This is a genomic window from Psychrobacillus sp. L4, from assembly GCF_042944905.1.
GTDB lineage: Bacteria > Bacillota > Bacilli > Bacillales_A > Planococcaceae > Psychrobacillus.
The window spans coordinates 857515-872288 of sequence record NZ_CP168496.1 but is presented as its reverse complement, the minus strand read 5'-3'; the positions used below and the strand labels follow the sequence as shown (position 1 = coordinate 872288).

Genomic DNA, 14774 nt, shown 5'->3' with positions numbered 1-14774 from the left:
GTTTTTAGTTACATCATCGATTGGATAAATCTAAATAAAATAAAATTCTAGTTTATCGTTTTTCACTGCCTTCGTACCGCCCTCTTGCTTCCCATTTCCTAATAAAATCATGTATAATTCTACTTCAAAGGGGCCAATAGTTATGAAATTTGAAATGACGGAGAATGGATTTGTGACAGAAACTGCTTTTGGACAGTTGACAATTTCCGGAAACGACGAGTACGGGTTCAGACCTTATCAATTGCTTGTTTCTTCTCTTGCGGTTTGTAGTGGTGGTGTGATGCGGAACATCCTAGAAAAAATGCGTATGCCCGCTGAAAACATTACCATTGAAGTCAAGGAAGTAAATCGAAATGCGGAGATAGCGAACAGGGTGGAAAAAATTCATCTTCATTTTATCATTGAAGGGCAAGAAATTAACCCATCTAGAATGGATAAGGTCTTAGAATTGACAAAGAAGAACTGCTCGATGGCACAAACTGTTATTGGTTCAATTGAACTTGTTGAAACGTATGAACTAAAAAAGTAAAGTGATTAAAAAAGGAGTAAATCCCAATTCCGATTGGATTTACTTCTTTTTTTGTGATTGGGAAAAAAGTTGACAGTTCTTGTCGTTTATTTCTGTATATATTTCAGACGAGCAAAAAATACTATGAGGGCTACAGCAATGAGAACGTTATTTAATTATTAGAATAGTTTAGAAATTGCGTCGGACGCAGGGACACGCGCCACCTACTAGTCGAATGTCACTTGATATTGGAAAATGTCGAAAATTTTTTATTTATTTATCCCTACCTTTATAGTATATTTGTAATACACAGAAATAAACTTTTACTCCTAATATTCAAATTCTAGTTCAAATGACTAAAAATAGTGAAGTTTCGATTCATTAACTAGTAGAAAAATAATAGAATTGGGGTTATACATGAGAGATGATCAAAGTATTATTAAAAACAAAGAGATATTTTCAGCTATTTCCTTCAGTTTAATAGCAGTTGGAGCAACCACTTCTTTATTAATACTTATGAAAAACTTGGTATCATTTAATTTTCTTGTATTAACCTATCCAGTCGTCGTGTCATGTATATACGTAATATTAAGCAAGAAGGTGGAGAATGGAATTATTATTCTTATTAGCAATACTATTTCATCCTTTGGAATCTCCTATTTAGTCGTTTTTATGATAAATAAAATGAACATCCTTTCCACCTTTAGTATATATAATGCTATCCTAGCAGTTACCTGGCTTTGTACTATTGGTATTTCATTATTAGTTACTTGTATCCCTTATTCAGGATTCCAGTTAGGTTACCAACGTTTCCTTCAAGAAAAGAATGGAATTCAAAATGATATTCACATACTTAAACGGAATGTGACCGATGTAGATCAGTTGAGTGATGAAGATATACTCCATTTAATCAACCCGTTAAGAGCCATTAAAATGGAGAAGTACATTACAAGAGTATTACCCGGGGCTGTTACTAGATACAATTTGCACGAGAAACGTAAAGACATGAAAGCCAAAACATGGTTCCTTGTTTTTTGTGCAACTCTTTTGTATACTGTTGTTTCTTTGAATATATATAAAGCAACTAACAATAGTCACATATTTGGATTATTAATAGGAGCTTTTGTATATTGTCTACTAACTTATCGAGTAGTTTGCATAATCTTAAATAAAAAGATGGTTAAATATGTAAATAAAAAAATTATTTATCCGTTTAATAAGTTAAACGAAGAAAGAAACGCTCTTATTAAAACGTTAAAAGAAAACCTTCTTGATAGAGGAAATACACAATTGACTCAAGAAGATTTTGAACGGTTGTATTTAAACAATACAGAAAATAGGAAATCAAAACTAGATACCCCGCATGATCTAACTATCCAAAACGTCTAGAAAATGAAAAAGACCTTTTTGAAATGTTTGCCTCTATTAGGCTACACTTCAAAAATGTCTTTTTTCTTTAGCTCTCATATCGGGATGCAAATGCTCTCTAACTTTTGGCCATGACTAGACTATTTGGTAATACCTCACACTCTTCTTGAAAACGCATATTCCACTATCCTGACTCGTCTTCTTTACAAATAGCTTCCCTTGTTTCAAATAAACCTGTTGGTGTGAAATAATAGGCACATACTCGTTCAATTGCAAGATCTGAATCATAATAACGATAGACCATTAATACATTAGACATTTGAAGCCTATTTTTTTGAATGACCAAGCCGTTTAGATCGTCTATTCTCTCCATAGATGATATATATTGAATTCCTATTACATTATGTGGAACAAAGCCCTCTTCCGTGTCGGAAAAGAGCTTTCCAATTGTTACCTCATCTTTACTCCAGATATATTCTCTTTCTAAGTGAAGTGCAGGATACAAGAAATTCTCCTCGTCATACCGTTTATCCCACTTCCACCATGCCAAGTCCATTGGCCTTGAACGTCCAAGTAACTTATCAAATTTAGCATCCTCCACAAATGCATCAAATCCAAGCATCTCACCTAGATTAGCAAAATAATCTATTTCTCTTTTTGTAAACATGGAACGATTATGTGCGGAAGATAAGTTTAATCTTCGGTAATTTCGTACGTATCCATCAAAGAATTGCATGAGATTAAAATATTGTTTCTTCATTAACTATTTTCCTTCTTCCTTATAAACTCCTAGCTCCAGCATCTTGTGTCAGACTCATTTCCTCCAAAATCGGCATAAGAAACACACGGACAAACTAAAGAAACTAGCTCGTGAAGATACATAATATGTTTATTTTTTATGTAATATACTCCGAAAAAAGGAAACAGTTTGAAATTGGTAATTAGGATTTGAGGCGCTTTTTTCAACTAGTCATAGTGGCCATTCACTTCATCTTGAATTGCATACATTAATATTGCACAGTACATAAGCATTCTTTCCGGAAGTGCCCGATGTCCACGTACTTGCATCTCAATACTAATCTGCTCTCCATTTCCTGTGGTCACACAAAGATCCATAGAAGAAGCTTTGTCATTTGAATGCATCATCTGAAAGGTTGTATTTCTAATTTCAACGAATATAATTTTGTCTTCCAATACCGCATTTAGAAATTCATGTAGTAAATGATTGCTTCGCTTACTTCCAAAAAAGGTCTTAAATACAAAATCATTTCGAAGATCCAAAAGTCCCTCCGTATATTGACTCTTATCTTCACGAACCAAGCTTACCAAAACCACCATCTCCTTTTCTCTACTCCACATTATAGAACATGAGTTCTTTTTATTCAATTTAATTATCAGTCTTTTCTGTTTTTTATAAAATACCCAAAAAGTTTGAAGGAAACTTCTTTTCCGCTGTCATTACTTCAGTCTAATTGCGCAGCTAGCAGGGAAACCTAATTTGTTATAGGGATTATGGTTTTCTAGTATCTTGAATTGTAGTGAATTGTCAGAATAGTGTAGAGTTGTTTCTGACACGGGGACGCTTTTTTTATCGCTTATCAAATATTAATTGTCGCATATTGTCGGAATAGTGTAGAATAGTTCTTACATAGGGACAGTTTACTATTTTAAAAAAATTACAACTCACCTTACTTTTTAGGCTAAAATATATATTAACTATAAGGACTTAAGGAGGAGAATATGAATACGACGGAACCATACTACATTATTGAATCTAAGAGATTGTGTATAGAGGCTGGGATGGATCCAAATGAGGTATCAAAACCAAAGAATTTATTAAACGAAGTGGAGTTTGATAGGAAGAGAAAATCATATAGTGAAATACTTTCAGTTGTGAGTTTTTTCTCAAATAAGCTACTGGATTCTTTAAAAGGCACTCCAATACTTGTTGTTGTTTCGGATGCAACTGGTTACCTTCTTGAAATTGAAGGAGATGAAACTATAAAGTCTACTATCGAACAATTCGGGATCATTCGTGGCAGCCAATTCACCCAAGTTGATACAGGAACGAATGTTATTAGTCTAGCTTTGCAGCAAAAGCACCCAATCAGTATTATTGGAGATCAGCATTTTCATAACTTTCTTCATACCATTGCTTGTTACGGGACTGCATTTCACTATACGGATGAAAATAACTTGCTTGGTAGTGTGTGCATCATGATGCCCATCCAGTTTCAGAATACACTTTTCTTAACGATGCTAACTCAGGCGGTTGACTCGATTGAAAGAGAACTACTATTAATAAAACAAAATAAAAAGCTTAATATTATGAATCAGATTATGTTAAGCAGGACTAGAAATGGCATTGTTATAACAGATGAGAAAGGGATTACTACTGAGTTTAATAGTTTTGCCCAAAAAATATCGAATAACAGTAGAGATTCGGTTGTGGGTAGAAACATTCGTGAATCCCCTCTGACAGGTGTCTATTTTAAAGAAGTACTTGACCAGGAAAAAATATTTAATAATGAAGAAATACAATTTATAGATGATGCGGGTAACCTCACTGTCTGCCTTTTCGATGCGCAACCAATTTATGAAGAAGATAAAATGATAGGAGCCTTTGGTCAGTTCAGGGACATTTCAGATCGTTACTTACTGCAAGAGAAATACAACTACTTAGCTTATCATGATGATTTAACAAATCTCCCAAACAGACGATTTATTAAAAAAGAAATAGAAGCCATTATCAAAGAACTGCACGAAGGCCATAATCGTTCCTTGGCTCTTTTATACATTGATCTGGATCGTTTTAAAACCATTAATGATAACTTTAGTCATTCTTACGGAGATGAGCTACTGATTGAGGTAAGTAAACGCTTAAGTGGTTGTCTAGGGGAAAAGGATATACTTGCCCGAATGGGTGGCGATGAATTTATCTTCCTACTTACAGACTTTGTTGATATTGATTATGCTACGAAAAAAGCCGAAGAGATAATACAACTATTTCATCAACCTTTTCATGTCGGTAGGAAAGAATTACATACAACAGCTAGTATTGGGGTTGCATTTTATCCCGATTACCCTATTTCAATGGAAAACCTTATGGTCTATGCGGATAACGCTATGTATCAGGCAAAAGCACAAGGAAAGAATTGCTATGTCGTTCATAATGCTGAATTATTAAATGAAATGATGGACGAATACATGCTAGAGGTGGATTTAAGAAAGGCTTTGGAGAATAAGGAATTTGTTCTCTATTATCAGCCACAAATTCATAATAATACCGGTGTATTAGTTGGATTGGAAGCGTTAATTCGCTGGCAGCATCCTACATTAGGCCTGATACCTCCAGGAAATTTTATAAAACTGGCAGAAGAAAACGGATTAATCACTCAAATTGGAGAGTGGGTTATCGATGAGGCTTGTTCACAAAACAAAAAATGGCAAGATGCTGGAATGATGCCGGTAAAAATTTCCGTTAATCTATCCACGCAACAATTTCTTACTAGAAATCTCATTTCTTTTATGGAAGAAGTATTAGAACGTACAGCTATCGATCCGGCATATGTTGTCGTGGAAATCACCGAATATATGGCAATGGAGTACGACTACTCTATTCAAGTATTGGAACAGCTAAAAACGCTCGGTATCGGCATCAGTATCGATGATTTTGGGACAGGTTATAGTTCACTAAATTATCTAAAGAATTTTCCAATTGATTATATTAAGATCGATAGGTCCTTCGTGAGTGAATTAATGAACAATGAGAAGGATGCCATAATTGTAAAAGCAATTATAACGTTAGCTCACAACCTTCATAAGGAGGTGATCGCAGAAGGTGTTGAAACAAAGGATCAGCTCGATTTTCTGAAAAATCACCAGTGTGATATCTCACAAGGTTATTTCTTTAGCAAACCACTTCCAGCGGACAAAATCGAGAAGATTTATTTAAAACAACGTTAGATTACAAAGGGAGAATGACAGTATGAAAACGACTTCATCCGTTTTAGTAGCGAATTTCAAACATTGGGGAATCCATCATGTTTTTGGTATTCCAGGAAAGGCAATATCTCCTATATTATTCGAGATATTGCATCATGACATGGAGTTTGTATTAAGTAAACACGAGGCAGCTGCAGGATTTGAAGCTTCCGGTTATGCAATAATGAATCAAAAAATCGGGGTAGCAGTCGGGACTTCTGGACCCGGTGGGACAAACATGCTTACAGCTGCTGGCCAGGCAAAAGCCTCTAATGTACCATTATTAATCATCACAGGACACCCTTCGATGAAAGATACTGGAAAAGCAATGGGTCAGGACTCCAGCATATTTGGCGCTGATCTTGTAGATATGTTTAAATCTGTAACGAAATTTAGTGCACGGGTAGAACGGGCTGATATGCTACAGCCTTACTTGCAACATGCTCTTGAAAAAGCATTCTCAGGAGTCAAAGGACCTGTGCATCTGTCCATCCCGTTTGATATTTTATTAGAAGAGATCGAACCATTCCAATTGGAGTTACCTGAATCCTATGAAATGATTTCACCTATATCGAGTGAAGTTATCGATAAACTAAATGTAGCCAAACGTCCACTTCTATTCCTTGGAAAAGGGGTTCATTCCAGTAAAGCCTATGAAGAAGTTCAGCATCTTGCGGAGCATTGGAATATCCCAGTCATCACAACACCAGGAGGTAAAGGGGCATTCCCTTCCAATCATACGCTTTCTTTAGGAGCATTTGGATTGGGTGGTACTACAGAAGCAACAGAATACTTTCATGAGAAGGTGGACCTACTCCTTGTCATCGGTTCCAAACTAAGTGATATGTCCATCGCCGGATTGTCGGAAGCAATGTATCCGGAACATATCGTTCACTTCGATTATGATCCAACCTTTATCGGGAAATCTATCCTAGTACCAACTACTCCGATACTTGGCGACATAAAAGCGAATCTGACAGCAATTTTAAAGGATATACCGAAAACCGATAGTGAGGCATTTTTAGCACATATCGAGCGGGTTCCGCTTCATGAAAATAATCCAGGAGAGCGAATGTCTGCAGTTCAAGTATTACGAGCGATGCGTTATGCACTTCCAGATGACACGATTATTTTTGGAGATGATGGGAGCCACTCTTTTTACGGTATCAAATACTTTGACATTTACAAGCCTGGTACTTTTTACTTTGATGATATATTCGGTGCAATGGGTAACGGAATTGGCTATTCTATCGGTGCAAAACTAGCAGCCCCTGAAGAAACAATTGTGTGCTTAGTTGGAGATGGATGTATGTTCATGCACGGTACGGAACTTTCAACGGCTTACAATTATAACTCCCCTGTCCTGTTCATCGTTTTGAATAATGGACGATTAGACATGGTGGAAAAAGGAATGCAAAAAATGATTGGCACGTCTATCGGTGGAATTTATGAGACTCCGCTCAATGTTGCCCGCTTTGCCGAATCTATGGGACTGGAAGCATATACTTGTTACACCCCTTATGAGTTAACTGATAGTATTAAAGAAGCATTACATAAGATTGAAGAAACAAACAAACCGATCGTGATTGAAGTAATCGTGGATGAAAACGAAATACCACCAACTATGGGGAGGCAATAATATGGAAAACAACACGCGTTATGTAGCCGGTTTAAGTACAATGGAAGAATTATTTTCCCAAGAAGTGCGTAATGGCATGGAAGAAATGAAAAAAATTTCACCTGACCTGTGGGAGATGATTGTGTCATTTGGTTTTGGAGATCTCTACTCTAGAAAAACCCTTTCTCTCTCACAACGAGAAATCATCACACTCACAACTCTGATCACACAAGGTGCTTTCGATCAGCTTAGAGTTCACTTACACGGAGCCCTTAAAGTTGGCCTTTCAAAAGAAGAAATTATCGAGATTATCATCCACTGTATCGGATACGTCGGGTTTCCAAAAGCCGTTCAGGCAATGGGAATAGCCGGGGAGATTTTTAAAGAAACAGAATGATGGTTCGAGTGTCTCTAATCTAAGTTGAGTTACAGCTCTTCTGCTGGAATGGGAAAACTTTAAGTGAAACCAGCTAAATACTAACAAATGCCCACCTACAGAATAGGTGGGCATTTGTGCATTGTTTGGCTAGAATCGGGAAAAACTAGGTGCTGTGAGAACTGCTCCTGTGTTTCTATCTATGTTTACTAACAAATCGCTTCTAATTTTCAAAATTGTTCTTGGTTTAGTTGCAAAAACCCTCCATTTTCTAGATTATATAAAAGAGCTATATAAAAGGCATCATATGAGATTTCTTAAAGAGTTTTGATTTTACATACTTAGTATTCATCATTGAATTGTAGTTAATTGTCAGAATAGCGCATAATTGTTTGTGGCACAGGGAAAGGAAAAATCGGTTGTGCACCCATTTGCGTCACAACATAAGAAGCAACATTAGATGCGTATATGATACTTTCTTTTAATGATTTCCCTTGGCATATAGCAACCGCCAAAGCACCATTAAATGCATCTCCAGCCCCGGTAGTATCTTTCACTTCTACTTTATTTGCTTGCACTCGACCATACTCATGCTCATTCATGTAAAAAGCACCTTTTCCACCTAAGGTAACGACTACAGTTCCTACTCCTTTTTGAAGTAGGAAGGAACATGCTTGCAATAAATCTTCGTCGGTTTCCGTTTTCAACCCAGTTAGTACTTCTAACTCCGTTTCATTTGGTGTTAATATGGAAACCTTACTCAATAAAGAATCACTTAATTTTTGAGCAGGAGCAGGGTTTAATATGATATGTACACCTTGGGATTGTGCAATATTAGCAGCAAGATCGACTGTATGTATCGGAATTTCCAATTGTAAAAGCAAGACTTGACTACTTTCAATTATTTCTTTACTGGCTTCAATTTGATCGGTTGAAACAAGGAAATTTGCACCAGGAAATAGAACGATTGAATTTTCCCCGGAATCGGCAACTTGAATAATTGCTTGCCCCGTTAATCCAACTGTTCTTATGGCGGTTGTATTTACCCGTTTTTCCTGCAAGTTGCGTTTCACTTTTTCACCGAAGTCGTCTGCACCAACGTTTCCTATAAAGTTAACTTTGGCTCCTAATTGACCAGCAGTCACCGCTTGGTTTGCACCTTTTCCACCAAAGAACAATTCATGTTGTGTACTGTGCAACGTTTCACCAGCTTTAACTATATGGGGAACACGGTATACAAGGTCCATATTGGTACTCCCTACGACTGTTATATTCATAACTAGTTCCGCCTCCTTTCATTTCACACTGTTTGTTTTAATCGCTTGGATTAATTGACTTTTCAATAAAATTCCTGGAGGGAAACCTAATAATTTTGCCATCTGAGCAACAGCGGGAGGTTTTAACATACTTTTTTCCAAAACTTCTGTATTATAAAAAATATGTTGAGCATTATCATCTGCTACTAGTTGTCGGTTCGCCATTACAACAATTCGTGTAAAATAATCCGTTACAAATTCCATATCATGCGTAATGGTAATAACTGATTTTTGCTTTTCCTCTAGCACTTGTAGTAAATTCCCTAAAACTTGCAATCCTATTTTATCTTGTCCTGCAGTTGGTTCATCTAAAATGATAATATCAGAATCCATTGCTAATACGGATGCGATTGTCACGAACTTTCTAACAGAATACGGTAAATTATATGGATTCTCCTCAGCAAATTCGGATATTCCACATAACTGCATAGCCCAATTAGTTAGTTCGTCTACTCGGTCTGGATCAAATCCCATGTTTTTTGGTCCGAAACGTACTTCAGACTCCACATCATTATGGAATATTTGATCGTCTGGATTTTGGAATACATAGCCTACCTTTCTTGAAACTTGTGCTGTTGTGTGATCTTTTGTATCCCAATCACCGACTGAAACTGTACCTTCTGTAGGTTTCAATAATCCGTTCATTAATTTAACCGCAGTCGTTTTCCCAGCACCATTTTGTCCTATAATCGCAACACGCTCTCCTGTAGAAATAGAAAGAGTTAGATTTTCCAATGCTTTTGTTCCGTCTGGATATGAAAAGCTTACATTATTCAAATGAAGTTCAGTCATGTACACTCACTCCAATCCTGTTAAGCGCTTGTGTTAGTTCCTTATCACGGATTGGAAGAAAAGATAGTGGTACGCCAGATTTCTGCAATTGAAGTGCAACTTCGGTAACATGAGGATATTGAATTTCATATTTTTCGAATTCAGGATTCGCAAATACTTCTCTTACAGAACCTTGCATTACTAACTCTCCTTCATGCATAACGAGTAAATCATCTGCATATTCCGCTATCAAATCCATTTTATGCTCAACCAAAATAATCGTTTTTCCACGTTCTTTCATTAAACGGATAATATCAAATATTTGTTCTGTTCCAATTGGGTCAAGCTGAGAAGTCGGCTCATCTATGACCAAAATTTCTGGATCCATTACAATAATGGATGCAAGTGCGACGCGCTGTCTTTGTCCACCAGATAATTCGAATGGGTTTTTATCGCGTAAATGTTGAATCTTTACAAGCTTTAATACTTCTTCTACACGCTTCTTAATTTCTTCTACTGGAACACCTAAGTTCTCCAAGCCATACGCTACTTCCTCGAAAACATTATCTTTAACACCTGAAACTTGAATAAAAGGATTTTGGAATACATATCCTACTTTTTCTCCAAGTTGCCCAAGTTGATAATCCGTCATATTAACTCCATCTACAATTACATTCCCTTCTAAATCCCCTTTATAAAAATGAGGAACAAACCCACGAATTGTGTTGCATAATGTCGTTTTTCCAGATCCGTTATTCCCTATTATGGCAGTAAATTTTCCTTTTTCGATAGAAAATGAAATATTCTTTAATGTGAAATCATCGCTCACTGGATATCGATAGGATACATTTTTTAAGTCAATCATCGTCGTCATAGGAAAAACCTCCAAATAAGTAGAGCTACAAAAATAATCACATAGACAATCGGTAGAACTCGGTCAGCGCTACTTTTCGTTAATTGATGCAAACTCGTCTTTTTTACTGGTGCAGAAAAAGCCCTAGACTCAAGCGTAATTGCTCGTTCTTCTGTCCCTGCAATAGAGGAGAGGATGAGAGGCGTTAATGTTGGTATAAACGCTTTTGCACGAACTAGTAATGAACCTTCCGTCTCTACCCCACGAGTTTTTTGCGCTTCCATAATGGTGTTTGCTTGTCGACGCATTTCAGGAATAATTTGAAGCGTCGATAAAACTACATAAGCACCCATTGGTGGAAGACCTTTATCTTCTAATGATTTAACAAAATCACGTACTTCTGTCATTCTGAAGAATAAGATAAAAGCAGACCCTATTGCAAGAATGCGAGAAGTTAATAATAGACCGTAATTCAATCCTTCTTGTTTAATTTGGAGAAATCCCCATTCCCAAAGTATATTTTCGCCAGGGTAAAAAAACATCTGCATGATAAAAACAATGATTAACACACTTAATAGTGCTTTTAATACAATACTTAGAAACTCCTTGGAGACACCTGCTATTACTGCTATTAGTATTAAAAAAGGGAAGATAGAAAATGCAACTACATATCCCGGGAGAATGAGAACTATTCCTAAAATAAAAAGAGAGAAATAGAATTTTGTCATTGGGTGAAGTCTGAGCAAAAAATTATGTTTCAAAAGAAATACGCCCCCTTTAAAGAATAATCTCTTCTCCTCCATTTGAAATACTCAAAAGGAGCGAGAAGAGAAGAAATTACTTCTTGTTTTTTCGTTTCATATATAAGTGTCCATAGTTTAACTTTGATAGATATCGATCTGACATACCTTTTACGATAAAGTAAACGATTAATACAGAAACAACTTTATCTGCAACTTCTGTGATGAAGCTTGAAGAGAATACTGCCGACCATAATTTTTGGCCAGAAGCTAGGAAAGTAGCAGTAATTAAAGAGGATGTATTTCCTGTTGCTCCACCAAATACTAGCACTGTAATCGGAGCGGATACAATAACTGCGATAAAAGTAATTACGATACCAGAAACAATTGTTTTAGGTATGTTTTTGAAAAATCCGTGTTTGGAAAGATAACCCGCTCCAACACCAATCGCTATAGAAGTTAGTGCATAAGGTAAATAAACAGGGTTGAAGATAGCATTAATTAAATTTGTAATAAGACCTGCTAATAGAGCAACCCACGGCCCCGCGATTACACCTACTAAAATTGTTCCAATTGTATCTAAAAAGATCGGTAAGCGAAGTACATTTGCTAATTGGAAACCTACTAAGTTAACAGCTACTGCGATAGGAATTAGTAACATTGCCATCATATTAAAATCATCTTTAAAACTACGTTTCATGTTTCTCTCCCCTTTGTTCATATTTTTTAACCGATTTTCCTGCTCATTATTTTAACGGCTTTTAGAAATTGTTCGACGAATTTCTCTCTGTCGACTGTGTGTAATACTTTCACATTATGCGGAAGCCCAGTTTGTTGTGCATAATCAACTACGGTTGTCCCAGCAGTCAGTTTTCCTTCCAGTTCAACCGCTACAAAGCAATCATCTCCGCCAAATAGTTCAGGTGTTAGTACATAAGATACTGCACATAAATCATGTAAACGAATACGACTTTCAAAATCAGGGCTATGAAAAGCGGTTTGTTTTGCAGCATGTATGTAAAAACGAAGCATATTAACGACTTTGAGTGCAAAGTCAGAACCTATTGCCTCAATTTGATTTAATTCTTCTAATGTGACATAAGCCTTATGAGTGACATCGAGTCCACTCATCACAATCGGAATTCCTGATTGAAAAACAATTTCCGCTGCATGAGGGTCAACATACACATTAAACTCGGATGTTGGTGTCATATTCCCACCAACAGCGGCGCCGCCCATATAGGAAATGTATTTAATTTTCGATTTTACTTCTGGATGTGCTAATAATAATGCACCAATATTTGTTAGTGGACCTGTCGCAATAAGAACTATTTGTTCTTCACTAGAGATTAACGTTTCTTTCATCGCTTGAATTGCCGTTCGTTCACTTAATTTAATGGTAGGTTTTGGGAACTGCACATTCCCAAGCCCATTCTCACCATGTACTTCATCTGCAATTTCTAATTTACGGAAAAATGGGTTGTCTAGTCCTCTAGCAATCTCTATGTCTTTTTTCATATAACTAGTAAAAGCAAGTGCATTGTAGATCGTTTTTTCTTGCGTTTGGTTTCCAGGTTCCGTTGTGATTAACTTAATATCTAATTCCGGATGTGCAAATGCAAGCGTTAGTGCCATTACGTCATCAATACCAGGATCACAATCAATAATTACGGGAATAGTCATTTCATTACACCTCATTTTATTTTTTTCGTACTTTCTCTAACGATTAAAGTAGGGTCAAAAACTACACCTTCAGATGAATTGTTTTCAAGTTCATTTAGGAGGAGTTCGATTGCTTTTCTTCCCATTTCATATGTACCTTGTCTAACAGTAGTTAGTTTTGGGATTAAAGCAGTTACTAAAGGAATATCGTCAAAACCAACGATGGACAGCTGTTCCGGAATTTGAATTCCTAGTTCATGAGCAGCACGATAAATACCACACGCCATTAAGTCGTTGCTTGCAAATATGGCAGTCACGGAGTTATCCTGTAGAAATTTCTTTGCTATTAGATAAGCCACTTCCATTTGAAAGTCACCAACTAAGATAAATGACTTTGGAAGTTCTATAGAAGCTTCTGTTAAGGCGCGTTGAAATCCAGCAAGTCGTTGTTGTGCGTTCAGAATCTCTAACGGCCCTGTCATACATGCAATTTTAGTGTGGCCTAAGTCAACCAAATGCTTTCCTGCAATATACCCGCCCTTTTCATTGTCTAAAAAAACTCCGGAGTGATTACTTGCTTCTTCGCCGCGGTCAAACAATACATATGGAATTTTTCCGCTCTCTAGTTGATCTTTGCTAGTCTGAGACAGCCGATTCTTACTTGAAAGTAAAATCCCATCAACTTGTTGCTCTTGCAACAATCGTAAATAGTTTTCTTCTTTTCGGGATTGATCATCTGAATTACAAATAATGAGGCTATAGTCTCTTTCGTTTGCCTCGTCTTCAGCCCCCCGACAAAGTTCTGGAAAAAAAGGGTTGGAGATATTTGGGACGATTAACCCTAGCATATTGGATCGCTTTGTCACTAGACCACGCGCAAACTTATTTGGTTGGTAATTCAACTCTTCCATTACCTGCAAAACTGTTTCACGAGTTTTTTTTGACATACCTTCCGCTTTATTATTTAATACCCTTGAAACAGTGGTAATTGAAACACCTGCCTCCCGCGCGATATCCTTAATCGTTATTTTCCCCATGTATGATCACCTATCCCTATGGTTAGGAAAACGTTTTACGAAAACGTTCCCTCTAATTATTGTTTAGATTAATGTAAACGGTTACATTTGTCAATACAATTTTGAATTTTTAGATAGAATTTTATGTGGAATATTAAATGAATTGGATGAATTAGATTCCGTTACGTGAGCCAGAGCTAAATACAAAATGCTTTTTAGAATTCAAGTGCTGCATAACCAGGTGCATTTATTAACACTTTATGGCACTTCGAGACCAATTCAACCTAAAGCGAGACCAATTGAGCTAGACCCGAGACTAATTCATCCGAAAACGAGACCAATTGAGCCAAATTCGAGACCATTTGGAAGAAACTCAAATAGTACCGTGTGGAATGAAGCTATAAATGAAGCTACCCTCAGTAAATGAAGTTCAAATAGGAAACCTTTCACAAAAATCCACAATTACCGGATTTCCAGTAGCCAAATTTATATATACTTGCTTAATCTTTCAAAAAAACAAATACCTCCTACACTATATTTTTAAGTGTAGTAGGTATTATTT

The 14774-nt window shown here is 36.5% G+C and carries 14 protein-coding genes; 5 read left to right on the top strand and 9 right to left on the bottom strand.

Going from position 1 to position 14774, the window contains the following annotated elements; all coding sequences use genetic code 11:
- Positions 1–142: 142 nt before the first annotated feature.
- Positions 143–529 (top strand): OsmC family protein, encoded by a 387-nt coding sequence (locus tag ACEPXG_RS04140; protein WP_391207784.1) that lies wholly within the window; start codon positions 143–145, stop codon positions 527–529.
- A gap of 396 nt (positions 530–925) precedes the next feature.
- Complete coding sequence (locus tag ACEPXG_RS04135; RefSeq protein WP_391207782.1) at positions 926–1897, top strand: hypothetical protein; 972 nt, start codon at positions 926–928, stop codon at positions 1895–1897.
- Positions 1898–2060: 163 nt separating this feature from the next.
- Here ACEPXG_RS04135 and ACEPXG_RS04130 read toward each other — a convergent pair whose 3' ends face one another.
- Both ACEPXG_RS04130 and ACEPXG_RS04125 read right to left on the bottom strand, forming a co-directional pair.
- Positions 2061–2636, bottom strand: a complete 576-nt coding sequence (locus ACEPXG_RS04130; RefSeq protein ID WP_391207780.1) for a hypothetical protein — start codon at positions 2634–2636, stop codon at positions 2061–2063.
- A gap of 206 nt (positions 2637–2842) precedes the next feature.
- Positions 2843–3205: an Rpn family recombination-promoting nuclease/putative transposase gene (locus ACEPXG_RS04125; RefSeq protein ID WP_391207778.1), complete on the bottom strand. Its 363-nt coding sequence runs from the start codon at positions 3203–3205 to the stop codon at positions 2843–2845.
- A gap of 411 nt (positions 3206–3616) precedes the next feature.
- Here ACEPXG_RS04125 and ACEPXG_RS04120 point away from each other — a divergent pair, with 411 nt between their 5' ends.
- From ACEPXG_RS04120 to ACEPXG_RS04110, 3 genes are read left to right on the top strand one after another with little or no spacing between them, the layout of a single operon-like run.
- Positions 3617–5842: an EAL domain-containing protein gene (locus ACEPXG_RS04120; protein ID WP_391207776.1), complete on the top strand. Its 2226-nt coding sequence runs from the start codon at positions 3617–3619 to the stop codon at positions 5840–5842.
- Between the two features lie 22 nt (positions 5843–5864).
- A complete protein-coding gene (locus ACEPXG_RS04115) occupies positions 5865–7499 on the top strand; it encodes a thiamine pyrophosphate-binding protein (protein WP_391207774.1) in 1635 nt (544 codons plus the stop codon).
- 1 nt (position 7500) lies between these two features.
- Entirely contained in the window at positions 7501–7875 is a 375-nt protein-coding gene (locus tag ACEPXG_RS04110) for a carboxymuconolactone decarboxylase family protein (RefSeq protein WP_391207772.1), read from the top strand.
- Positions 7876–8219: 344 nt separating this feature from the next.
- Here the strand turns inward: ACEPXG_RS04110 and rbsK are convergent, their stop codons facing one another.
- The 7 genes from rbsK to ACEPXG_RS04075 form a co-directional block, all read right to left on the bottom strand.
- Positions 8220–9131, bottom strand: a complete 912-nt coding sequence (gene rbsK / locus ACEPXG_RS04105; RefSeq protein WP_391207770.1) for a ribokinase — start codon at positions 9129–9131, stop codon at positions 8220–8222.
- An 18-nt stretch (positions 9132–9149) separates the two neighbouring features.
- Positions 9150–9962, bottom strand: coding sequence for an energy-coupling factor ABC transporter ATP-binding protein (locus ACEPXG_RS04100; RefSeq protein WP_391207768.1), 813 nt, complete (start codon positions 9960–9962; stop codon positions 9150–9152).
- Positions 9955–10815: an energy-coupling factor ABC transporter ATP-binding protein gene (locus ACEPXG_RS04095; RefSeq protein ID WP_391207766.1), complete on the bottom strand. Its 861-nt coding sequence runs from the start codon at positions 10813–10815 to the stop codon at positions 9955–9957. The genes ACEPXG_RS04100 and ACEPXG_RS04095 overlap by 8 nt, the downstream gene beginning before the upstream one ends.
- Entirely contained in the window at positions 10812–11555 is a 744-nt protein-coding gene (locus ACEPXG_RS04090) for an energy-coupling factor transporter transmembrane component T family protein (RefSeq protein WP_391207763.1), read from the bottom strand. Before ACEPXG_RS04090 ends, ACEPXG_RS04095 begins: the two co-directional genes overlap by 4 nt.
- A gap of 76 nt (positions 11556–11631) precedes the next feature.
- Positions 11632–12234, bottom strand: coding sequence for an ECF transporter S component (locus tag ACEPXG_RS04085; protein ID WP_391207761.1), 603 nt, complete (start codon positions 12232–12234; stop codon positions 11632–11634).
- A 26-nt stretch (positions 12235–12260) separates the two neighbouring features.
- Positions 12261–13217 carry a nucleoside hydrolase gene (locus tag ACEPXG_RS04080; RefSeq protein ID WP_391207760.1) on the bottom strand — a complete coding sequence of 319 codons (957 nt, stop codon included), beginning with the start codon at positions 13215–13217 and terminating at the stop codon, positions 12261–12263.
- A gap of 11 nt (positions 13218–13228) precedes the next feature.
- Positions 13229–14233, bottom strand: a complete 1005-nt coding sequence (locus tag ACEPXG_RS04075; protein WP_391207758.1) for a LacI family DNA-binding transcriptional regulator — start codon at positions 14231–14233, stop codon at positions 13229–13231.
- Between the last annotated feature and the right edge of the window lie 541 nt (positions 14234–14774).